Below are 21716 nucleotides of genomic sequence, written 5' to 3'. Positions count from 1 at the left end.
GTTGCGGGCTAGGCCAGGATGTCCAGGACACCGGGGCGGTTTCCGGAAAGGACGACGCCGGCGCGGAGCCGGGAAGGGCGGGCAGCATCGGACGGTGCCGCGGCGGGCTGTCCTGGCCGGGGCTGGCCGGCCGGTTCACGGTGCTGCCCGGGCGCCTGGCCGCCGGGTCCCCCCGGGTTCGGGTCCGGCGGGGCGCCGTGCTGCGAGAGGTTGAGGTTGGCGGCGAGGCCGGATTCGGCCAGGCCGCGGCGCAGCTCGGGCAGGATGGTCCGCAAGGCGTCGCGTCCTGCGTCCGCCGGGGCGAACAGCTCAATGCGCACCCCGGTGGCGTCGATGTGGGCCCGCACGGTCAGCGGACCCAACGCCTCCGGGGACACCTTCAGGGTCATCACATGTTCCCCGGGCGCGGCGCTGGCCAACGAGAATAACGGGCCGGCCAGTTGCGGTGTCAGCCTTGCCGGGTGGGTGAACGGTGCAGGACCGGCTGCCGCGGCAGGAAGGGCGGTGGGTGCGGGCTGGGGTGCTGCGGGAACCTGCGCGGGCACAGCCACCGGGGGCAGTTCGCCGTTGCCCGGCGCAGGGTTGCCTTGAACGGTTCCGGAGTCGGCGGCCGGCTCCAGTTCCCCCGGCCGGCCCACGGGTTTGCCGGTGCCGGCGGCATCAGCCAGGGCCGGCACGGCGGGGCCGGAAGCCCCTCCCCCCATGGCGGCAGCCGGCTCAGGAGCCGTGGTCGCAGCCGCCTCCGGCACGGATCCTGCAAGACCGGGGGCCGGGGCGTGAAGGCTTGTAGCGCGCGCGGCTGCCGGGCCTGCAGACATGGGAGGAAGCACGCCGGCGTCAGGCGCCGCGCCAGCCACGACTTCGCCTGCCACCACCGCACCGGCTGCCAAAGCGCCGGGGGCCGCCGCCGGAGCGGGCTGCTGCCTGCCGTCCCAGGCCGCAGCAGCAGCGACCGGGCCTGCTGCCGGGACTCCTACCGTCCCTGGCGCCGTCGTAACTGTTGCCGTGGCTGCCGTCGTGCCTGGTGCGGGGGTTGCGTGGGCCTGGGCCGGAACCATCCCGGCAGCAGCCAGCAACGCCGCAACTGAATTCTCCACAACGGCGGGCTGCCCAGCCACCGCGGTACCGGCGTCGTCCGTGGTGTCTTTGGCGTCCCCGCCGTTGCCTTGGCCAGGAACGTTCGGTTGCGGGGAAGGGCCGGACAGCACGCCGCCGAGCACCGCGCCGAACCCGGCCCCGCCGTCCCGGTCAGGCGCCGCCCCTGGAGAGGCCCCGCCCCGCGCCGCTGCGGGCGGGGCGGTGGGAAGAAGGACCGCCGCCGGCATCAGGCGCCCTGCCCTGCGGGGACGATGCGGCGGATGGCCGTCAGGTTCGATTGCTGTTCCCAGACGTCCCGGACCTGGATGGTCTGGCCGGGGACGGGCGCGTCGATCGCCTTGCCGTTGCCCAGGTAGATGGAGATGTGGTTCCCGCCGAAGCTGACCAGCAGGTCTCCCGGCTTGGCCTCGGCGAGGGACGCCACCGGGGCGCCCACCTTCATCTGGTCGCTGACGACGCGCGGAAGTTCCACGCCCAAGTCCTTGAAGACCCGCTGCACGAACCCGGAGCAGTCCATTCCGGTGGCCGGGTTGGTGCCGCCCCACACGTACGGGACGCCGATGTACTTCTTGGCGGTGGCCACCACATCGGTGCCGGTGGCCTTTCCGGGCGCTGCCGGAGCGGACGCCGCAGCCGTCCCGGCAATGCCGGACAGGCCCGTGCTGCCGCCAGGTCCTGTGACGCCGCCCGGTCCCGCCAGCCCCGCCAGCCCCGCCAGCCCGGATGATGCAAGCAGTCCCGCCTCGGCGCCCGCATCCGTACCGGCAGCGGCCAACGCTGATTCGAACGCCGCCGCATTCGCCGCTGACGTGCCGGAGGCGGCCGCCGCCGGAGCCGCCGTAGAAAGGGGCCGCGAGAGTTCGCTGATCATGGACTCGATGGTTCCGATCCGCCCAATGATTTCGGCCATGCTCATGACGCCCCCTCCCCGGCCTTGCGGTGCCACGAGGTGGCTGCGATCTCGTCGAGGACGCCCTGTTCTGCGTGCAGTTCTGCGGCAGCCAGCTCGGCACCGTGGCGGAGCTCGAGCTTCTCCAGCCCCACCGCCATCCGCCGGGCCTGCGTGTAGTCTGCGCGGGCCTCGGCCAGGTCCGCCTCCGCCGCGGCGGACAGCGCGTCGAGGTCCGCCAGCATGCTCTGGGAGGATGCCCGGGCGGCCGCGAGGGCCAGCAGGGAGGACGAACTGACCGCGGAATCGACGGAATCGCCGAGTTCCTTCCGCGCCGCAGCGCGCCGGCCACGGGCATCCTCGGAGCGGGAGGCGGCACGCGCCATGCCGGTGGCTGCCTGGTCCTGCTGCAGCTGACGCAGCCTCAGCAGTCCGGCGAGGGGAAACTGGCGGTTCATGCGGCTCCTTCGAGGGGCGTGCCCAGGCGGTTGGTCAGGGAGGTGAGCGCCTGCCAGGCCAGGTCCGGCGGGGTGGAATCGTCCATGCGCTGCTGCAGGAAGGCATTGATGGCCGGCTCGTTGTCCAGCGCCGCATCCACCAGCGGGTTCGTGCCGCGGTGGTAGGCGCCGACGTCGATCAGGTCCTGGGCGGCCCGGCGTGCGGCCAGCACCTTCCGCAGTGCGCCCGCCACCGCCGTCCGCTCCGGCGGGTTGACCTTTGACGCCACGCGCGAGACCGAACCCAGCACATCCACGGACGGAAAATGCCCGGTCACGGCCAGCTTCCGGTCCAGGACCACGTGGCCGTCCAGGATGGAACGGGCGGCGTCCGCGATGGGTTCGTTGTGGTCATCGCCGTCCACCAGTACGGTGTAGACACCGGTCACCGAGCCAGCCTTGGCCGTACCGGCGCGTTCCAGCAGCCGGGCCAGGATGGAAAACGTCGACGGCGGGTAGCCGCGGGTGGCGGGCGGTTCACCGGCGGACAGGCCGATCTCGCGCTGGGCCATGGCCACCCGCGTCAGCGAGTCCATCATCAGCACCACGTCCTGCCCGGCTTCCCGGAAGGATTCGGCGATCCGGGTTGCGGTCACGGCACAGCGGAGGCGCATCAGGGCGGGCTCGTCCGAGGTGGCCACCACCACCACGGACCGTGCCAGTCCCTCCGGTCCCAGGTCGTCTTCGAGGAACTCGCGGACTTCACGGCCGCGCTCCCCCACCAGGGCAATGACGGACACTTCGGCGTCGGTGCCGCGGGCAACCATGGACAGCAGCGAGGATTTGCCCACCCCGGACCCGGCAAAGAGCCCCATGCGCTGCCCCCTGCCCAGGGTGGCCATGGTGTCCAGGACCCGGACCCCGGTGTGCAGGGGCGCGGACACCCGGGCCCTGTGCATGGCGGAGGGCGATTCGTTGTCCGCGGGCACATGGCGGCCGGCGGCCAGCGGCCCCTTGCCGTCAATGGGCCGTCCCAGCCCGTCCAGCACGCGCCCCTTCAGGCCCGGGCCGGTGGGAACCAGCAGCGGTCTGCCCTTTGACCGGGCGGGATCGCCGGCGGCCACCCCTGCCAGCCGTCCCAGCGGCATGCACCGGATGGCGCCGCTGACGGAAGCCACCACCTCGGCGTCCAGCCCGGGGCCGTCACCCACGGTGACCAGGTTTCCCACCGCGCACTCGAGCCCGGTGATTTCCAGGCCGAGGCCCAGTACCGCGGTCACGGTGCCCACCCGCTCCGGGGCGGCTGCGCCCACCGCTGCGGCGAAGCGTGCGCTGTACGGGCGCCAGGAGATGCTCATGCCGCGCCTCCGGGCACGTTGTCCGGGCCGAGCAGCGCCGCGCGGGCACGGGCCACTGCGGTGTGGAGCCGGGCGTCCAGCCAGCCGTCCGGGTAGACCGCGATGGCGTCGCCGCGGGCCAGGGAGGAGTCGGGAACAAGGTCGACGGCGGCGTCCGCGGTGGCGCCGGCGCCGTCCAGGAGCGCGATGTCGGCCGGGTGGAGGCGGACGGCGGCCGGTGCGGCGGACGTGCTGCCGCCCAGCGCCCGGTGAAGCGCCGCGCGGGCGGTGCGGTCGCCGTCGTGCATTTCATAGCCGAGCACTGCCTCCGCCAGTTCCAGGGCACCGGCGGCCAGCACCTGTTCGCTGTCCTGCAGCACCAGCGCGAACCGCTGTTGGAAGGCGGCGGCCGCGGCCTGGAGGATGGCGGTTGCCCTGGCGGCGGACTCGCGGGCGTGGGCCAGCACGGCGTCATGCTCGGCACGCATGGCATCGGCCTGGCGTTCCTGATCCGCGGCGGCTGCGCGCAGGCCGGCCGCGTACCCCGACGCGTGGCCCTGCACGTAGCCGCGGTCGCGGGACTCGGTCGGGGCGGACTGCTGCACGCGCGGGAAGACCACCGCGGCCGGGGCGGCGTCAGTAGACAAGGTCGTCCTCCTCGCCGCGGCGCACCACAATGGCTCCGCTGGCTTCCAGCTCGCGGATGGACCGGACAATGTCCGCCCGGGCTTCCTCCACCTGCGAGGCCCGGACCGGCCCGGCGTTGGCCATCTCGGCCTCGAGGATCTCCTGGTTGCGGCCCGAAACGTTGCTGCGGACGGCATCCAGGACCACGGCCGGGGCACCCTTCATGGCCAGGGCCAGCACCTCGGGCGCCACCCCGCGCAGGATCTGCTGGATGTCCCGGCGCTCGAGTTTCACGATGTCCACGAACGTGAGCATCCGGGCCCGGACCTCGGTGGCAAGGGCCGGGTCCAGGGTTTCCAGGCCGTCCAGCACAGACCGTTCGGTGGCCACGTCCGAGCGGTTGATGATGTCCACCAGCGGCTGGATTCCGCCCACCGTCTCGGTGGATTTGCCTTGCGACACCACCGCTCCCGAGCGCTGCTTGAGCGTCTCCGCCACGATGCCTACTGCCTCCGGCGTGGGCGAACCCATCACCGCGATGCACCGGGCGACGTCGCTGCGCTGCGCCTCGCCCAGGCCCGCCATCACGGCCGAGGCCTTGGCCGGGCGCAGGTGCGCCAGGACCAGGGCGATGGTTTGCGCCAGCTCGCCGTCGATCAGCGCCAGGATCTGCCCGGCGTCCATCATTTCCAGGAACTCGAAGGATTTCCCAGCCATCGTGGAGGCGAGCCGGTCCATGAAGCCGGCAGCCTTGTCCGCGCCGAAGGACGCTTCCAGGAGCCCGACGGCGAGTTCCTGCCCGCCGCGGGCCGTGCGGCGGCCGCTGACCGCGATGTCATGGAATTCGCCCATCACCTGGTCCGCGACGGCCGGCGGGACCCGGCGCAGCCGGACGATCTCGGCGGCGATGTCCTCGGCCTCCGCCTCGGAGAACTGGGCCATGACGGCTGCCGCGTTTTCCGGGCTCATCTGCATCAGGACCACGGCCACCTTCTGTGGACCGGACAGCGGCGCGCCGGCCTTCACCGGGGCGGCCAGGCCCGTACCGGGCTGGGCGGTCATACGGATTGCCTGTCGTCCATCAGGCCGCGCAGGTAGTCGGCGGTGCGGGCCGGGCTCTCAGCCACCATGGCCTCGATCTGCGCGCGCCGGCGTTCGACGTCGAGGGCTTCGGCGTCCGGGAGCGGCAGCGGTACCGGAGCGGGCAGCGGGATGGCGGAGGTGGCCGGCGCGGTTTCGAGGGCCTGGACGGCGCCGCCGGGGAGGGCGGGGTATTCGATGCCCACGCCCAGGTCCACCGGCTCGCGCAGCTGGCGGCGGCGCCAGGCGATGAGCATCACGACGATCAGGGCGAGGGCGGCCAACAGGATGCTGCCGGCAATGACCAGCGTCTTCATCAGCTCGGCCTGGCGGGCGGCCTCGGCGTCGGCCTTGGCAGCGTTGAGGGAAGCGGCGGCATTGTCGGCGGCAGCCGTGCTGAACGGCAGCATCTCCACGGTGACCACGTCGCCCCTGGCGGGATCAGCCCCGGCCGCGGCGGTCACCAGGGACCGCACGGACGTGAGGTTGACCCCGGCGGCCGCGGCCTGGTTGATGGCCACGGAAATGGTTTGGCGCTTCACGGCACCCTGCGGGATGGTCCGGTCCTCGGTGACCTTGTTGACGGCGTTGTTCTTGGTGGTGTCCGAGGAGTCGAACGTGCCGTTGCCGTTGGTGCTGCCCGGCACGGCGATGTTGTCCGGTCCCAGCACGCCGGCCGCTCCCCCGCCGCCGGTGCCGGTGAATTTCTCGGTCTTGGTGGTCTCGCTGAGGGCGGGGACGCCGTCGGCGGCAGTGAACGTCTCGCTGCGCTGTTGTGCCGATTCCCCGGTCACGTCCGCTGCCACGGCCACGGTGGCGTTCCCCGGGCCCACGACGCTGTCCAGCACGGCCTTGACGGAGTCGGTGGTGCGTTGCTGGTATTCGGCGGCCTGCTTGGAGGAGGACCCGGCGGCAGCTCCGCCGATGGCAGAGAGCACGTTGCCCTGCGAGTCCACCACCGACACGTTGGCTGGTTTGAGGTTCTCGATGGCCGCCGAGGTCAGGTGGACCACGGCCTGCACCTTGTCCGGGGACAACGTGGTGCCCGGCTGGGTCTCCACGAACACGGATGCGGTGGGGTCCGGGGTTTTGTCCACGAAGACCGACTTTTCCGGGATCGCGAGCCGCACGGCGGCCGTCTTGACCCCGTCCATGGCCTGGATGGTGGAGGCCAGTTCGCCTTCCAGGGCGCGCTTGTACGTGACGGACTGCTGGAACTCGGAGGACGTGACGCCCAGCTTGTCCAGCAGCGAGTACCCGGTGGCCGCGGCGGACGGCAGCCCGGCGGCGGCAGCCTTGAGCCGCTCGTCGTAGACCTTCTCCTCGGGCACCAGGATGGTGGAGCCGCCGTTGGCGATCTCGTAGGGCACGTTGTCCTTGCGCAGCTGCTCCACGATGCCGTTCGCGTCGGTATCCTTCAGCCCGGAGAAAAGGGGCGAGTAGGCTGGCTTGCCCAGCCATGCACCCAGCGCCACGGTACCCAGGACCAGGACAGCGACGCCCAGGATCGCCAGGGTCCGCTGCGCCGGCGTGAACCCTTTGACCCCGGAGCCCAGTCTGCGGAAGAACGCGGCAATCTGCGGGGGCATCAGGCCTGCATCCTCATGATCTCGTTGAAGGCGTCAACGCCCTTGTTGCGCACGGAGGCCACCAATTCCAGCGTCACCTGCGCGCGGGTGGCGGCGATGGTGGCGGCGTGGATGTCGTCGAGGTTGCCGGTGACGGCTGAGACGGCCAGGGACTTGGACGTGGACTGCAGCTGCTGAAGATTGTCGACGGCGCCGGTCAGGGCCGAGGCGAAGGCACCGCCGGAGGGGGTGCTTCCGGCGGCGGCCGGGCCATCAACGTAGCCGGTCCCCTGCACTGCCTGCACGCCCCGGCCGGTGGTGGCTCCGGCTCCGGCGATATTGCTGATTGCGCTCAGCGCATCGAATGCCATCAGGACCTTCCAATCTCAAGTGCAGCCAAATAGGTTTCGCGGGCGCGGTCCACCACCTGGGCGTTGGCCTGGTATCCGCGCTGGGCGATGATCAGGGCGCCCATTTGCTCGGACAGGTCGATGTCCGGGTAGCGGACGTACCCCTGGGCGTCGGCCAGGGGGTGATCCGGCTGGTACACCAGGCGGCCGGTGGCGTCCCCGGCAGGGGTGCTCTTGACGTAGACGCCGGTGCCGTTTTGGCCTTCGGCGGCCTCGATGTAGCGCGCGCGGAACGCCGGGCCGTTGGTGCTGGTTGCCGTGTTCATGTTGGCCAGGTTGTCCGAGACGGCGTCCAGCCACTTGCGATGGACGGTCAGGGCGGTTCCGGCAATGCCGATGGCGTCGAAGGTCATTTCAATTGGTCCTCATCGCCGCGCGGAGGGCCGTGAACTCGCCGCTAACTGCCCGGGAGGCGAACTGGTAGCGCAGCACGGTGTCGATGTTGGAGAGGGTTTCGGTATCCAGGTTGACGTTGTTTCCGTTGAGCTGCGTTGGCTCCAGTGACGCCTCGACAGAAGGCGCCGCCTGCCCGTTGCCGTTGCGCACCGAGGCGGCGAGCGCCTCCTCGAAGGAGACGCGCTTGGCCTGGTAGTTGGGCGTGTTGATGTTCGCGATGTTGTTGGCGATGGTGCGCTGGCGCAGCGCCAGGCCGTCCAAGGCGCTGGAGAGCGCCGCGGAGGTCACGGATTCGAGCACGACAAACCTGCCTGGTGGTGTTTCAGAGGCCGATCCGTGGCCGTGGCATCGAGCGATCCGTGCTCTGTCAGGAGTTATCGGCACAGGTCAGCGGGGCGTTAGGAGGAAAACCCGCCCAGTTTTCCAGCCCGTCCTGCCTGCCCGGTCATGCGGGTACGTCAGCCCGTGACGTCCAGGTAGACGGCGGCCGCCGGCGCCCCGATACCAGGGATGGAGGACACCGCCTGCAACTGCCGCGCCACATCCGCCCGAGCCTCCTCAAGCTGGCGGATCAGGGCTTCCTGCCGGGCGGCAAGCGCCACCGCCCGCGCGCGGACCGCAGCCGCCGCAGGGTCCGGGAGCGAGGCGAGCGGCGGCAGCTTGGCCTGCTGGCGCGGCTGGGTCTGTTGGAGCTGCTGGGCCCGCACCGGCCTTGGGGATGTGCCGGGGATACCGCGGGTGGGCTGGTGGATCAGGGCACCGGCCGCATCCGCGGTCCGCTCCAGGGAGTCCAGGACCGCCGTCCAGCGGGCCAAGGCGGCGTCCGCTTCCGCGGCGGGGTCCGTTGCCGGGCTTTCAGCCAACGCCGAGCATCCCGTTGCCGGTAGGGAACAAAGACTCCCTGGTCCCCCGGATGGCGGCGGGGGCCGCCAGGGGCGCTCCCGCATAGGCTGCCGGGACAGGGGCGGCCGCCGGAACCATCGCGGCAGCTTCATGCCAGGTCTGCCGGAGGGGTTCCAGCAGGCTGATCGCTTCCCTGGTCAGTGCGGGGTCGCGCTGGATGTTGGCGTTGATGAGGGCGGTGGAGGCGTAGTTGTAGATTCCCAGGAGGCTGCCGGCTCCGTCCCACGCCTCGACTTTCAGCGAGGAGGAAAGTTCGGTCAGGATGGCCTGGGCGTGCAGCAGGTGGACCGATGCCATGGCCCAATTGCCTGCTTCCTGGTCCGCTTCGGCGCGGGCCAGGTCCACCAGCAGCCGGTCATACAGCATGGTGAGCAGCCGGGCCGGTGGCGCCGAAAGTACCGACTCGGCCAAGTACTGGTTGCGCTGGGCCGCGTTGCCGTAGCCGCCGAAAGGGGTGGAGGTCATGATGAGGAGCTTCCTGAGGAGGTGGAGAGGCCGGCAAGTTGGGAGGACAGCCAGGATGATTGCGCCTTCATGCCGCTGAGGGCCACTTCAAGGGCGGAGTAGGTGCGCTGGAGGGTCTGCTTGCGGTCCTCCAGGCGGGTGTCCCAGTCGCTGATTTGGTCCGCCAGGTCCCGGACCGTGGTCTGCTGTCCAGAAATCCTGGTGGTCAGGGTGCCGTCATATTTGTCCGACGCCGTGGTAGCCGCTGCCGCGAGGCGTCCGGCCAGTTCCTGGACCTTGCCCTGCACGCCGGCGGGGTCTGCGGCCAGGGCTGCTGCGAACTTGTCCTGGTCGAACTCCATGGTGCCGGCCTTGGTGATGCTGATGCCGATTTCAGAGGGCGAGCGCGGCGGGACGCCCACCGGCATGGAGGCAGCGGACAGAAGGTTCTGGTTCACGTCCCGTACCGTGCTGTCGCCGGTGAATATGCCTGCGCTGGTGGTGGTGCCCGAGGTGCTGACGGCGCTCCGGGCCGAAACGAAGGCCAGGACGCCGTTCAGTCCTGACACCAGGTCGGAGGCCAGTTTGCCGATTTGGGCGTCGTCGCGTGCCACGCTGACGGTAACCGGGGTTGCCGATGCTTCCTTGACCGTCACCGACACTCCGGGCAGCAGTTCGGTGAAGGTGTTGGTGGCGGAGGTGATGGACTGCGGGGTTGCCAGCCCGGACCAGAGCTGGATCTCGGCGTCCTGGGCGGCTTTGGCATCGGAAACAGCGGCACCGGAGTTGGTCACGGTGAACGCACCGGCCTGGCCGGGGGTGGTGGAAGTGAACTGCAGGCGGTACGAGCCGCCGCCTACGGCGACTTTGGCGGCGCTGACTCCGGCGCCGGCAGCATTGACGGCGGTCACCACATCATCCAAGGATGTGGAGGCCGCGGTGATATCCACGGCCTTGCCGCCCTGGGTGATGGTCAGGGTGGTTTGCGGCCAGGCCGTCAGGGCATCCGAGACGCTGACCTGGGTCTGGGCCAGCCTGGTCACGGTGAAGTCGATGGACCCGGCTGCCGCTGCAGCGGTGCTGGTGGCCGTGACTTTGTCGCTGCTGCTGGTGGCTGTGTTCAGGTTCAACGCGCCGGGCTTGGCGGCGGCGGAGGCCTGCGTGGCCAGGGCGGCCACCTTGGAGTTGAGCCCTTGAAGCGCGGCAACCATCGACTGGATGCCAGCCGATTTGTTCTTCAACTGGGTTTGCGGGATCGCTTCCACCTGCAAGAGGGAGCTGATCAGGGCGGTGGTATCCAGGCCGCTGGCCAGTCCGTCGAGGGAAATGCCCATCGCTGCTGCTCCTGGGTGCTGTGGGTGGGTGGCTGGGACAAGGGAGTCGCTGCAGGTGAGGGCCGGGCGGAGGATCACTCCGCCCGGCCCTCACCGGTACAACATTGCTACCGGACGGTGGCCCGGAGCGGACTAGCGCAGGAGCTGCAGGACGCCCTGGCTGGACTGGTTCGCCTGGGCCAGCATGGCGGTGCCTGCCTGGGAGAGGATGTTGTTCTTGGTGAACTTCACCATTTCCTCAGCCATGTCCGTGTCGCGGATGCGGCTGTTGGCGGCCGACAGGTTTTCCTTGGACACGTTCAGGTTCCGGATGACGCTCTCGAACCGGTTCTGGTCGGCACCGAGGGACGCGCGGGCGGTGGAAACACCCTTGATCTGGGTATCGATCGAGGAAATGGTGGTCAATGCCTTGGCCGCTGAGCTGAACCCGTCATCGCCGGCACCTGCGGTTGCCTCAGTGGCCAGACCTGTGACGATTGTGCCGATGGCAGAGACGTCCTTGAGGTTAACCGTGATCTGGTCGTTGGCGGTGCTCCCGGCGCCGACCTGGAAGGTGAGGCTGTTGGGAGTGCCGGCAACGGTTTCGCTTCCGAGCAGCGACGTTCCGTTGAAGGTCGTCGATGCGCCAATGCGGGAAAGCTCGGCGCCCAGTGCCTTCACTTCGGTCGAGATTGCCTTGCGGGAGTCCGTGCTGTTCGAGTCGTTGCCGGCCTGGACCGCGAGGTCGCGGACGCGCTGCAGGATCGACTGGACTTCGTTCAGGGAGCCTTCAGCGGTCTGGATGACGCTGATGCCGTCCTGGGCGTTGCGGGCTGCAACTCCCATGCCGTTGACCTGGGACTTCAGGCCTTCCGAGATGGCCAGGCCAGCTGCATCGTCCGAAGCCCGGTTGATGCGCAGGCCGCTGGACAGCTTCTCCAGCGACTTGGACAGGTCGTTCTGGGTGTTGTTGAGGTTGCGGTACGCGTTGTTCGCAGCCAGGTTGGTGTTGATCTGCATTCCCATGGTGTTTCCTCCGTGATGTGGGACGTTGTGTCGAAGGCCCATCCATGGGCCTTCACAACCAGCTATCGGAGCGGCGGCAACCCCGGTTAGGAAAAACAGGCGGGAAGTTTTCGGCAGCCCCGTCCGGGCACTCCTCCCCCAGCCGCTCCTAACGCACCCACTCCGCCGGCCGATAGCTTTCCCATGACACAACGCCAACCCAACGAACCTGGAGCTGACCAGCCATGGCCATCCACGAACTTTCGGCACTGCTGTGGCGCGAACGCGAGCTCCTGGACCTCCTGACGTTCAAGCTGGAGGAGGAGCAGCTGCTGCTTACCGCCGGCAAGTCACGGTGGCTCCCGCACGGCACGCGGGAGGTGGAGCAGGTCCTTGAGCGCCTGTCCAAGGCAGGACTGGCACGCGCCCTGGAGGCATCTGCCGTCGCCGCGGCCTGGGGTCTTTCCGAGGATTCCTCGTTGGCGGAACTGGCGTCCGCCGCCCCGGACGAAGCGTGGGCGGGAATCCTCACCGCGCACCTGACGGCCATGCAGCGGCAGACCGCCGCCATCCAGGAACTTCGCGACTCCAACGAACAATTCCTGCGCGCAGCGGTGCGCTCCACCCAGGAAACAGCAGCCAACCTCCAGCCGGCCGCCGGCACGTACGACTCCCAGGGCCGTGCCGGGCAAACCGAGGCGTCGCACTTGTTCGACCAAAAAATCTGACCGGCACACCCGCACCAGCAAAGGACAGCAGTGAGCACATTCGGCGGACTGAACACGGCCTACCTGGGCCTCACCGCGGCCCGGCAGGGCATCAACGTGGCGGGCCAGAACATCGCCAACGCCACCACGGAAGGCTACACGCGGCAGCGGCTTGAACAGTCGGCCATCGGCGCCCCGGCACCCACCGGCCTGGCAACGGGCTTGCTCCAGCCCGGACAAGGCGTCTCCGTGGACGCCATCGCCCGCCTGGGCAACAGTTTCCTGGACGCCGGTGTCCGGTCCAGCGCAGCCCAGGCCGGGTACGCCAGTGTCCGCTCCGGGGAGCTGCAGCGCATCGAGGACAGCCTGCAGGAACCCGGCGAACACGGAATCACTGCGGCGTTGCAGGGCTTTTGGGCGGCCTGGCAGGGAGTCTCCAACCACCCGGGCGAGGCCGCCCCCACCGCCGTGCTGCTGCAGGCGGCCTCCTCCCTTGCGGGCACCGTCTCCGCCGGCTACCGGTCGCTGGATGCGCAATGGACGCGGGTCCGGGCCGAGGCGGACGGCAACGTGAAAACCGTCAACGACGCCGCGGCGCAGGTGGCCGGCTACAACGCCCGCATCCGCCAGGTCCTGGCCGGCGGCGGCTCCGCGAACGAGCTTGTCGACGCCCGCAACAAGGCCATCGAGACCATCGCCTCCCTGGCCGGCGGCACCGTCCGGGACAACGCCGACGGCACCGCCGATGTCCTGGTGGGCGGCAACGCCCTGGTGTCGGGTACGTCCACCCGCCTCCTGGCACTGTCCGGCCAGGCAAGCATGGCCGGCCCAGGCGCCGCGGTGCAGCTTGAGTGGGCTGACCGTCCGGGCCACCCCGTAGGGCCCGACGGCGGGAAGCTCGCAGGTGCCATCACCCTCCTTGCCCCGGCGGCCGGCGGGTCCGGCGGACCCATCGCGGAGGCGGCCGCCTCCTACGACGCCTTCGCCACCACACTGATGACCGACGTCAACGCCGTCCACCGCGCCGGCCAGTCCACCACCGGAGCCGGCCAGCTGGACTTCTTCGCAGCGGCCGCCACGGGCTCGCCGGCGCTCACGCTGCGGGTGGTCCCGGCGGACGCCTCTGGAATCGCCACCGGGACGGCCGGTGCCGGAGCACTGGACGGCGGGACCGCCGATGCCCTGGCCCAGCTCGGAGCGGGGGCGGACTCCCCGGACAAGGCCTGGACCGCCGTCGTCACCGGTATTGGCGCGCTGTCCCGCTCAGCCCAGCAACACGAACAACTGGCCACGGCGGCGAGTGTTTCCGCTGCGGGCCAGCGCGATTCCGGCGCAGCCGTCAGCCTGGATGAGGAAAACATCAGCCTGCTCAGCAACCAGCACGCCTACCAGGCGGCCGCCCGGGTGATGACCGCCGTCGACGAAGCCCTCGATGTCCTGATCAACCACACCGGACTGGTGGGAAGGTAGCCCATGTTGAACCGTGTCACCAACCAGTCGATGGCCGCGGCCGCGCAGCGGAACCTGCAGGCCGGGCAGTCCCGGCTCGCCACGCTGCAGCAAAAGGCCGGCGCCCTGCAGAACATCACCAGGCCATCGGACGATCCCGCTGCGCTGGCCAATGCCATGGCAACGCGCGCCCAGCTCCGCGCCGCCGACCAGTACGCCGGCAACATCAACGACGGCAACGGCTGGCTGAACACGGCGGACGCAGCCCTGGGCCAGGCCACCAACATCCTGAACAAAGTCCGCGACCTCACCCTGCAGGCCGCCAACGGATCCCTCAACCAGCCGGCCAAGGACGCGATCGCCGCGGAGCTCGACGGGCTGGGCAAGGACCTGCTCGCCGCCGCCAACACCAAGTACCTGGGCCGGAACGTCTTCGCCGGCAGCTCCGATTCCGCGGCCGCCTTCAGCGGGAATCCGCCCGTGTTCAACGGGGTGCCCGCCAGTTCAGTGGAGCGGCGCGTCGACGCCGGGCAGAAGGTCAGGGTGGATGCCGACGGCGGCGCGATCTTCGGGAACGGCGCAGGCTCCGTTTTCGCCTTGGTCAGCGGCGTCGCCGCAGCCATCCGATCCGGCGCAGACCCGTCCCCGCAGCTCGGCGCCGTGGACGCGCGCCTGAACAGTGTGATCAACGGCCGCGCCGAGGTGGGGACCCGGCAGGCGCAGCTGGTGACCGCGCAGGACAGGCTCTCGGGGCTGAAGGCTACGCTGGAAACACAGCGGTCCGCCATCGAAGACGCGGACATCGGACAGGTGGTGCTTGGTTTGAAACTGCAGGAATCCAACTACCAGGTGGCTTTGGCCGTCACGGCCAAAGTGCTTCAGCCGACGCTGATGGACTTCCTGCGGTGACGGCCGTTTCCTCCATGCCGGTGACCTTCACGGCCCCCATGCCCGGACTCGAGGGGCTGGATGGCTTCACGCTGCGCAGTGTGGACGGCGCCCATGGCCTCTTCGCCCTGGAGGCCGAGGCCGCCGCGGTGCGGTTGTTCCTGGCCGACGCCGCCGTGTACGTGCCGGAGTATGCCCCCGCCCTTCCGGCCGTTGCCCGGGCAGCGGGCCAGAGCACCACGTTGCTGGTGGTGAACCCGGGCCAAGGAAAGCCCACCGTCAACCTGGCGGCTCCGCTGGTCCTCAATCCGGAAACGGGCGTGTGCACCCAAGTGATCCTGGACAGCAACACTTACCCCTTGCAGGCTGAGCTCGGCGGCAAATAGCGGGCAGCGCCACCGGAGAGTCAGCTGGTTTCCGTGACCGATGCCTGGGCCGGTTCCTCCTGCGTGGCGGCCCAGCTGGCCAGGACTTTGAGGGCGTCCTCGGACGGCGAGCCCGGTTCGGCCGTGTAGACGTTGATCCGCAGCCCGGGGTCGGCGGGGAGCTCCAGTGCCTCGTAGGTCAGGTCCAGGTCCCCCACGATCGAGTGGTGGAGCCGTTTGCGGCCCGTGCGGTGGTACTTCACGTCGTGCCGGGCCCACCGGGTGCGGAACTCCTCGCTGCGGGTGGCGAGCTCCCCGATCAGGTCGGACAGGTCTTTGTCGTACGGGTTCTTCCCGGCCGTGGACCGCAGGACGGCAACAATGTCGTCCGCGGCGCGTTCCCAGTCGGCGAAGAACTCCCGCGCCTTCGGGCTCAGGAACGTGAACCGTGCGCTGTTGGGCGGGGTACCGCCGTCGGTCATCATTTCCAGGTACAGGGCCCTGCCCAGCTCGTTGGACGCCAGGACGTCGCCGCGGTCGTTGCGGACCCAGGCCGGCGCGGTGGTAATCGCATCAATGACCCTCTGCACGCTGGGCCGCACCGTCAGCGGGCTCCGCTTGCGCCGCACCCGCGGAGCAGCCGTGGACGCCCGGGCCAGGTCGAACAGGTGGGCCGTCTCGGCGTCGTCCAACTGCAACGCCCGGGCCAGCGCCTCCAGCACGCTGTCCGAGGCACCGGACAGGTTTCCCCGCTCCAGCCGGATGTAGTAATCGATGCTCATCCCGGCGAGCATGGCCACCTCTTCCCGGCGCAGGCCCTTCACGCGCCGGTTGCCGCCATACGCAGGCAGCCCGGCTTCGTCCGGCGTGAGCCTGGCCCGGCGGGAAGTCAGGAACTTGCGCACGTCGTCGCTGTTGGTCATGGCACCCACGCTACGCCCGGCCGCCGCCGCGAGGGAGGGACTGTCAAGCCCTCCCACAAACCTCCGCATCCCAATACCGTGAAGGAATGGTTATGGAACTCACACTCAACAACGGCGTCACCATGCCCGCTCTCGGCCTCGGCGTCTTCCAAAGTCCCCCGGAAGAGACAACGGCGGCCGTCCAGACAGCGCTCGAGGTGGGCTACCGGCACATCGACACAGCCGCCGCCTACGGCAACGAGCGGGAAGTGGGCGAAGGCATCCGCCGCTCCGGCCTGGACCGTGGCGACGTGTTCATCGAAACCAAGGTCTGGGTCAGCGACTACGGCTACGACGAGTCACTGCACGCGTGGGACAAAGCGGTGGGAAAGCTGGGCGTGGAGCAACTGGACCTGCTCATCCTGCACCAGCCCGCACCGGACCGGTTCGAGAAGACGGTGGCCGCGTACAAGGCGCTGGAAACCCTGCTGGCGGACGGGCGCGTGCGGGCCATCGGCGTCAGCAACTTCATGCCGCACCACCTGAAGCAACTGCTGGAGGCAACGGACGTGGTCCCGGCCGTCAACCAGATCGAACTGCACCCCTACTTTGCCCAGCGGAACGTCCAGGCCGCAGACGCAGAGCACGGCATCCTCACCCAGGCGTGGTCGCCGATCGGCGGCATCACCTTCTACCCCGGCTGGGGCGAGAACCGGAAGAACGTCATGCGTGACCCGGCGATCGCCGCCGTCGCGAAGGCCCACGGCAAGACTCCCGCCCAGGTGATGCTGCGCTGGCACCTGCAGCAGGGCCGCTCCGCCATCCCCAAGTCCACCAACCCGGCCCGCATCGCCGAGAACTTCGACGTGTTCGGCTTCGAGCTGTCCGCGGCGGAACTGGCTGCCATTGACGCCCTGGATACCGGCGTCCGCAGCGGCCCGGACCCGGACGTGGCCCGCCCCGAGCGGTTCGCCATGGTGATCCCCGAGGCCTAAGCAACCCCCAAGCCTGAGAGATAGAAGGAACCAGATGGAATACCGCCCGCTTGGCCGCACCGGCGTGCAGGTCAGCCCCCTGTGCCTCGGCGCGATGATGTTCGGCCCCTGGGGCAACAACGACACCGACGACGCCACCCGCATCATCCACCGCGCCCTGGACGCCGGCATCAATTTTGTCGACACCGCAGACGTCTATTCGGGCGGCGTGTCAGAGGAAATCGTGGGCAAGGCCCTGGCAGGCCGCCGCGACGACGTCTTCCTGGCCACCAAGTTCTTCATGCCGATGGACGAAAAAGACCCCAACCGGCGCGGCGGCTCCCGCCGCTGGATCATGCGCGCCGTGGAAGACTCGCTGCGCCGGTTGAACACCGACTACATCGACCTCTACCAGGTGCACCGGCCCAGCCCGGACACCGATGTGGAGGAAACCCTGGGCGCCCTCACCGACCTGGTCCGCCAGGGCAAGGTGCGCTACCTCGGGTCGTCCTCCTACTCCGGTTCACAGATCGTGGAGGCGCAGTGGGCCTCCACGGAACGCAACCTCGAACGGTTCGTCACCGAGCAGCCGCCCTACTCCATCCTGACCCGCGGGATCGAGGAGGACGTCCTGCCCACCGTGCAGCGGCACGGGATGGGCACCCTCACCTACAGCCCGCTCGCCGGCGGCTGGCTCTCCGGTCGGTGGCGGAAGGACTCCGCGTCTTCACCCACCTCCGCTGCCCGCCCCAGCGCCCGGTTCGACATGTCCCAGCCGGCCAACCAGCGCAAGTTGGACATCGTCGAAGAGCTGGCGCAGGTGGCCGAATGGGCGGGCGTCACGCTCATTGAGCTGGCCATCGCGTTCGTCATCAACCACCCCGGCGTCACCTCCGCGATCGTGGGCCCGCGCACCATGGAACAGCTGGAGTCCTACCTCCCGGCCGCCGACGCGAAGCTGGCGCCGGAAGTGCTGGACCGCATCGACCAGCTGGTGGCCCCGGGCGTGACCGTCAACCCGGACGACAACAGCTACGGCGCCCACGAACTGACAACACAGGCACGACGGCGGCACGCGGCTTAGCTGCCGCTCCCCCAGCGAATTTCACACCCTATGGAAGGACAACCCATGGCAACGTGGCTCATCACAGGCTGCTCCACCGGACTTGGCCGGGCACTCGCGGAAGCCGTGCTCGCATCCGGGCACAACGCCGTCGTCACCGCCCGCAAGGTGGAGACGCTGCACGACATCACCGCAGGCTTCCCGGACACCGCGCTGGCACTCCCCCTGGACGTCACGGACAAGGCGCAGATCAATGCCGCGGTCAGGCAGGCGGAGGAGAAATTCGGCAACATCGACGTGCTGGTCAACAACGCCGGCTACGGCTACCGCGCCGCCGTGGAGGAAGCCGACGACGCCGACATCCGCCAACTGTTCGACACCAACTTCTTCGGTGCGGTGGACATGATCAAGGCGGTGCTGCCGGGCATGCGCGCCACCAAGGGAGGGTCCATCCTGAACGTCTCCTCCATCGGCGCCCGGATCACGCCGGCCGGCTCCGGGTACTACGCGGCCACCAAGGCGGCGCTGGAAGGCATGTCCGGTTCGCTCCGCAACGAGCTCAAACCGCTGGGCATCAACGTCACCGCCATAGAGCCCGGCGGCTTCCGCACCGATTTCGCGGGCCGCTCGCTGACCCAGTCGGCGACGCCCATCGGCGACTACGCCGAGACCGCCGGCAAGCGCCGCAAGGAAAGCGACACGAGCCACGGCAACCAGCCCGGCGATCCGGACAAGGCCGCCCGGGCGATCATCGCCGTCGTCGAATCCCCCACTCCGCCGGGCCTGCTGGTCCTGGGCACGGACGCTTTCGGTGCGTTCGGCATGGTGGCGGACGCCCAGCGGGCCGAACTGGACCAGTGGCGGGAGCTGAGCACCAGCACAGACATCACCGACTGAGCCCATAGGGCCGCTATACGCGCGCGGATTCGCCGCTGCGACCGTGCTCGACGCCGGTGGCGAAGCCGATCGTCACCGGCACCGGGCTGCCACAGCACGCGTCCCCGGCGGCGTCGGCCGGGAGGCTGGTGGAGCAAACCCCGGTTTCCGGGAGCTCAAGTTCCACGGCGGCTGCCGCCTGGGTGTCCCCGGCCAGCGCTGCCGCAACGGACCGGACCTGCTCATAGCCGGTGGCCATGAGGAACGTGGGCGCCCGCCCGTACGATTTCATGCCGGCAAGGTAGAAGTCCTTTTCCGGCTGGGCGAGGATCCTGGCGCCGTGGGCGGGGACGGTGCCGCAGCTGTGGAAGTCCGGATCGATCAGCGGGCCCAGGGCCTTGGGTGCCTCCACTGCCGGGTCCAGGTCCAGCCGGAGTTCCGACAGGATGGACAGGTCCGGGCGGAACCCGGTGGCGGGAATCACCCGGTCCACCGTCACGCTGCGGCCGTCCGCGGCGTGCACGGTGAGCGTCTTGCCGCGGGTTTCGAGGGATGCCGTGTGGAAGCCCGTAAGGAGCTGGACGGCTCCGGTGTCGACGGCGGTGCGGAGCCGGGTGCCCAGCTGGCCGCGGGCAGGCAGCTCGTCGGCGTTCCCGCCGCCGTAGGCGCGCTCCGGAGAGGCGCCGCGGATGGCCCACAGGACCTCGGTTCCGGGGTTGGCGCGGGCCACGCGGGCGAGGTCAAGCACCATGTTCGCGGCGGAATGTCCGGCGCCGACCACCAGGGTGCGGCGCCCGGCGAAACCGCCTGCGGTGACGTCGGGCAGCGGCCCGGTGACCAGCCCGGCGGCACGGGCCTCCGGCTCGCCCAGGGCCGGCAACCCGGAGGATCCCAGCGGCGCGGGCGTGGTCCACGTCCCGGACGCGTCGATGACGGCGCGTGCAAGGAGCTCGGTGACCTCTCCGCCGTCGTGCTCTATCCGCAGCAGGAACGGCGCCTCATCCCGGCCCAGGCTGCGGCCCTTGTCCATGCCCTGCCGGGTCACGGCCAGAACGCGGGCGCCGGTCCTGATCCGTCCCTTCAGTTCCGGTGTGGCGGCCAGGGGTTCCAGATAGTCGGAGACGATCTGGGAGCCGTAGGGCAGCGCGGTGGGCCGGGGCGCGTCCCAGCCGCTGCGTTCGAGCAGCCGCACCGAGGCCGGGTCCAGGTTGTATTTCCACGTGGAGAACAACCGGATGTGCCCCCATTTCCGGATGGCCGAACCCACGGCGGGGCCGGCTTCCAGGACAAGGGGTTCCAGCCCGCGTTCGAGCAGGTGGGCGGCCGCGGCGAGGCCCACGGGCCCGGCGCCGATGACGGCCACGGGCAGCGATTCAACGGATGCCACGCTGCCCACCGGTCAGCCCTGCGCCGGGGTCAGGGAAGCGATCAGCGCCTCCACGCGGGTCTTGATCTCGTCGCGGATGGGCCGGACCGAGTCCACGCCCTTGCCCGCCGGATCCTCCAGGACCCAGTCCTCGTAGCGCTTGCCCGGGAAGTAGGGGCATTCGTCGCCGCAGCCCATGGTGATCACCACGTCCGAGTCCTGCACCGCTTCCGTGGTGAGGACCTTGGGGATCTCGGCTGACATGTCGATGCCCACCTCGGCCATGGCCTGGACGGCGGCCGGATTGACCTTCTCCGCAGGCTGGGACCCGGCGGAGCGAACCTCGATGGCGCCCTGGGAGAGGGTGGTCAAGTACGCGGCGGCCATCTGGGAGCGGCCGGCGTTGTGGACGCAGACGAACAGGACGGAGGGTTTGTGGCTCATGAGAGCACCTTTCGGTCGGCCGCCGGAGCGGTGGAAACGGCAGGGAGGGAGGGGTAGAGGAAGCGGACCAGGACGAATCCGGCGGCGCCGCCGAGGAGCTGCGCCAGGATGAAGGCAGGGGCCGACGACGGTGCGATGCCGGCAAAGGTGTCCGTGACGGTGCGGGCGATGGTCACCGCGGGGTTGGCGAAACTGGTGGAGCTGGTGAACCAGTACGCGGCGGTGATGTACCCGCCCACGGCGAACGCCACCCGGTCTGCCCGGCCTGAGCGGACCGTTCCGAAGATGACCAGCAGGAGGCCCACGGTGGCGATGACCTCGCCCAGCCAGAGCGGGGCGCCGGTGCGCTGGTGCGTGGACCAGGTGACGGCGTCCAGCCCGAACATGAGGTTTGCGGCCACCGTGCCGGCCAGGCCGCCCAGGACCTGCCCCGCAACCAGGCCTGCCGCGGTGGGGGTGTCGATCATTCCCAGCGCCCGTTCCACCAGGGTCACCACGGGATTGAACGACGCCGACACGGGCTGCAGTGCCACGATCAGCGCCACCAGCGCGGCACCCGTGGCGAGGCTGTTCTGCAAAAGCTGCAGGCCGACGTCGTCCGGTGAGAGCCTGGAGGCCATCACGCCCGAGCCCACCACCGCCATCACCAGGAACGCCGTACCGATGAATTCCGCCGCACCCCGGCGGACCAGGACGGTCACGCGGCCTGCCCGCCGATCAGGGCGGCCAGGTTCTGCAGGGCCTCGGTGCGGGCCCGGTAGTAGACCCAGACGCCGCGCTTTTCCCGGTCCAGCAGGCCTGCCTCGTGCAGGATCTTCAGGTGGTGGCTGATGGTGGGCTGGGAGAGGTCGAAGGCATCGTTGAGGTCGCAGACGCAGGCCTCGCCGCCCTGGTGCGAGGCCACCATGGACATCAGCCGGAGCCGGACCGGATCCGCCAAGGCCTTCAGCAGCGGCGCGATCCCTTCGGCCTCGGATTCGGACAGCGGCTGGCGCGCCAGCGGGGCGCAGCAGGCTGCGGCCTGGACCGCGGTCAGCTCCAAAGACATAGACATACGTAAATATTTACACTCATCTATGTCTTTGGCAATCGCCGCAATAATCCCGCAGGTCCGGGCCGTCCCCTTGCAGCCCGCGGCGACTGGGCAAATAGGATGGCCCCTAGAGCTAGCCGGC

General features: G+C 69.7%; 26 protein-coding genes. 7 read left to right on the top strand and 19 right to left on the bottom strand.

Features of this window, described 5'->3' with window-relative positions; all coding sequences use genetic code 11:
- Positions 1-8: 8 nt before the first annotated feature.
- From AC4EEO_RS03385 to AC4EEO_RS03320, 14 genes are all read right to left on the bottom strand, one after another.
- Positions 9-1325, bottom strand: a complete 1317-nt coding sequence (locus AC4EEO_RS03385) for a flagellar hook-length control protein FliK (protein WP_491339875.1) — start codon at positions 1323-1325, stop codon at positions 9-11.
- Positions 1325-2014, bottom strand: a complete 690-nt coding sequence (locus AC4EEO_RS03380; RefSeq protein ID WP_491339874.1) for a C40 family peptidase — start codon at positions 2012-2014, stop codon at positions 1325-1327. The genes AC4EEO_RS03385 and AC4EEO_RS03380 overlap by 1 nt, the downstream gene beginning before the upstream one ends.
- Entirely contained in the window at positions 2011-2445 is a 435-nt protein-coding gene (locus AC4EEO_RS03375) for a flagellar FliJ family protein (protein WP_491339873.1), read from the bottom strand. Before AC4EEO_RS03375 ends, AC4EEO_RS03380 begins: the two co-directional genes overlap by 4 nt.
- Positions 2442-3782 carry a FliI/YscN family ATPase gene (locus AC4EEO_RS03370; RefSeq protein ID WP_491339872.1) on the bottom strand — a complete coding sequence of 447 codons (1341 nt, stop codon included), beginning with the start codon at positions 3780-3782 and terminating at the stop codon, positions 2442-2444. The genes AC4EEO_RS03375 and AC4EEO_RS03370 overlap by 4 nt, the downstream gene beginning before the upstream one ends.
- A complete protein-coding gene (locus tag AC4EEO_RS03365; protein WP_491339871.1) occupies positions 3779-4408 on the bottom strand; it encodes a FliH/SctL family protein in 630 nt (209 codons plus the stop codon). The genes AC4EEO_RS03370 and AC4EEO_RS03365 overlap by 4 nt, the downstream gene beginning before the upstream one ends.
- Entirely contained in the window at positions 4398-5450 is a 1053-nt protein-coding gene (gene fliG / locus AC4EEO_RS03360; RefSeq protein ID WP_109045294.1) for a flagellar motor switch protein FliG, read from the bottom strand. Before fliG ends, AC4EEO_RS03365 begins: the two co-directional genes overlap by 11 nt.
- Complete coding sequence (gene fliF / locus AC4EEO_RS03355; RefSeq protein WP_491339870.1) at positions 5447-7057, bottom strand: flagellar basal-body MS-ring/collar protein FliF; 1611 nt, start codon at positions 7055-7057, stop codon at positions 5447-5449. The genes fliG and fliF overlap by 4 nt, the downstream gene beginning before the upstream one ends.
- Positions 7057-7407, bottom strand: coding sequence for a flagellar hook-basal body complex protein FliE (gene fliE, locus AC4EEO_RS03350; RefSeq protein WP_109045292.1), 351 nt, complete (start codon positions 7405-7407; stop codon positions 7057-7059). Before fliE ends, fliF begins: the two co-directional genes overlap by 1 nt.
- Positions 7407-7799 carry a flagellar basal body rod protein FlgC gene (locus tag AC4EEO_RS03345; protein ID WP_491339869.1) on the bottom strand — a complete coding sequence of 131 codons (393 nt, stop codon included), beginning with the start codon at positions 7797-7799 and terminating at the stop codon, positions 7407-7409. Before AC4EEO_RS03345 ends, fliE begins: the two co-directional genes overlap by 1 nt.
- 1 nt (position 7800) lies before the next feature.
- Positions 7801-8142 (bottom strand): flagellar basal body rod protein FlgB, encoded by a 342-nt coding sequence (locus tag AC4EEO_RS03340; protein WP_491339868.1) that lies wholly within the window; start codon positions 8140-8142, stop codon positions 7801-7803.
- A 158-nt stretch (positions 8143-8300) separates the two neighbouring features.
- Positions 8301-8705 (bottom strand): hypothetical protein, encoded by a 405-nt coding sequence (locus AC4EEO_RS03335; protein WP_491339867.1) that lies wholly within the window; start codon positions 8703-8705, stop codon positions 8301-8303.
- Complete coding sequence (locus tag AC4EEO_RS03330; protein WP_491339866.1) at positions 8698-9210, bottom strand: flagellar export chaperone FliS; 513 nt, start codon at positions 9208-9210, stop codon at positions 8698-8700. Before AC4EEO_RS03330 ends, AC4EEO_RS03335 begins: the two co-directional genes overlap by 8 nt.
- Positions 9207-10523, bottom strand: coding sequence for a flagellar filament capping protein FliD (gene fliD, locus AC4EEO_RS03325; RefSeq protein WP_491339865.1), 1317 nt, complete (start codon positions 10521-10523; stop codon positions 9207-9209). Before fliD ends, AC4EEO_RS03330 begins: the two co-directional genes overlap by 4 nt.
- Before the next feature lie 132 nt (positions 10524-10655).
- Positions 10656-11528: a flagellin N-terminal helical domain-containing protein gene (locus AC4EEO_RS03320; protein ID WP_491330490.1), complete on the bottom strand. Its 873-nt coding sequence runs from the start codon at positions 11526-11528 to the stop codon at positions 10656-10658.
- Positions 11529-11752: 224 nt separating this feature from the next.
- Here AC4EEO_RS03320 and AC4EEO_RS03315 point away from each other — a divergent pair, with 224 nt between their 5' ends.
- From AC4EEO_RS03315 to AC4EEO_RS03300, 4 genes are read left to right on the top strand one after another with little or no spacing between them, the layout of a single operon-like run.
- The gene (locus AC4EEO_RS03315; RefSeq protein WP_133830508.1) at positions 11753-12235 is read left to right on the top strand and encodes a flagellar protein FlgN; all 483 of its coding nucleotides are present in this window, start codon (positions 11753-11755) and stop codon (positions 12233-12235) included.
- 30 nt (positions 12236-12265) lie between these two features.
- Positions 12266-13684, top strand: a complete 1419-nt coding sequence (gene flgK / locus AC4EEO_RS03310) for a flagellar hook-associated protein FlgK (protein ID WP_491339864.1) — start codon at positions 12266-12268, stop codon at positions 13682-13684.
- A gap of 3 nt (positions 13685-13687) precedes the next feature.
- Complete coding sequence (gene flgL, locus AC4EEO_RS03305) at positions 13688-14572, top strand: flagellar hook-associated protein FlgL (RefSeq protein WP_491339863.1); 885 nt, start codon at positions 13688-13690, stop codon at positions 14570-14572.
- Complete coding sequence (locus AC4EEO_RS03300) at positions 14569-14937, top strand: flagellar assembly protein FliW (protein WP_491330493.1); 369 nt, start codon at positions 14569-14571, stop codon at positions 14935-14937. Before flgL ends, AC4EEO_RS03300 begins: the two co-directional genes overlap by 4 nt.
- A 20-nt stretch (positions 14938-14957) precedes the next feature.
- On the opposite strand, the gene AC4EEO_RS03295 is transcribed toward AC4EEO_RS03300, so the two are convergent.
- Positions 14958-15839, bottom strand: a complete 882-nt coding sequence (locus AC4EEO_RS03295; protein ID WP_133830511.1) for a helix-turn-helix transcriptional regulator — start codon at positions 15837-15839, stop codon at positions 14958-14960.
- Between the two features lie 92 nt (positions 15840-15931).
- Between AC4EEO_RS03295 and AC4EEO_RS03290 the strand changes: the two genes are divergently transcribed.
- From AC4EEO_RS03290 to AC4EEO_RS03280, 3 genes are read left to right on the top strand one after another with little or no spacing between them, the layout of a single operon-like run.
- The gene (locus AC4EEO_RS03290; protein ID WP_491339862.1) at positions 15932-16813 is read left to right on the top strand and encodes an aldo/keto reductase; all 882 of its coding nucleotides are present in this window, start codon (positions 15932-15934) and stop codon (positions 16811-16813) included.
- A gap of 34 nt (positions 16814-16847) precedes the next feature.
- Entirely contained in the window at positions 16848-17876 is a 1029-nt protein-coding gene (locus AC4EEO_RS03285) for an aldo/keto reductase (protein ID WP_491339861.1), read from the top strand.
- Between the two features lie 45 nt (positions 17877-17921).
- The gene (locus AC4EEO_RS03280; RefSeq protein WP_491339860.1) at positions 17922-18752 is read left to right on the top strand and encodes an oxidoreductase; all 831 of its coding nucleotides are present in this window, start codon (positions 17922-17924) and stop codon (positions 18750-18752) included.
- Positions 18753-18765: 13 nt separating this feature from the next.
- Here AC4EEO_RS03280 and AC4EEO_RS03275 read toward each other — a convergent pair whose 3' ends face one another.
- The 4 genes from AC4EEO_RS03275 to AC4EEO_RS03260 are packed head-to-tail and all read right to left on the bottom strand — an operon-like array spanning position 18766 to position 21589.
- Positions 18766-20118 (bottom strand): FAD-dependent oxidoreductase, encoded by a 1353-nt coding sequence (locus AC4EEO_RS03275; protein WP_491339859.1) that lies wholly within the window; start codon positions 20116-20118, stop codon positions 18766-18768.
- Between the two features lie 12 nt (positions 20119-20130).
- A complete protein-coding gene (locus tag AC4EEO_RS03270; RefSeq protein WP_018761657.1) occupies positions 20131-20541 on the bottom strand; it encodes an arsenate reductase ArsC in 411 nt (136 codons plus the stop codon).
- Positions 20538-21242, bottom strand: a complete 705-nt coding sequence (locus AC4EEO_RS03265) for an aquaporin (protein ID WP_491339858.1) — start codon at positions 21240-21242, stop codon at positions 20538-20540. The genes AC4EEO_RS03270 and AC4EEO_RS03265 overlap by 4 nt, the downstream gene beginning before the upstream one ends.
- Positions 21239-21589, bottom strand: a complete 351-nt coding sequence (locus AC4EEO_RS03260; protein ID WP_109045279.1) for an ArsR/SmtB family transcription factor — start codon at positions 21587-21589, stop codon at positions 21239-21241. The genes AC4EEO_RS03265 and AC4EEO_RS03260 overlap by 4 nt, the downstream gene beginning before the upstream one ends.
- Positions 21590-21716: the final 127 nt, after the last annotated feature.

The organism is Pseudarthrobacter sp. MOO13 (genome assembly GCF_058267655.1).
This window is presented reverse-complemented; position numbering and strand designations above follow the sequence as displayed.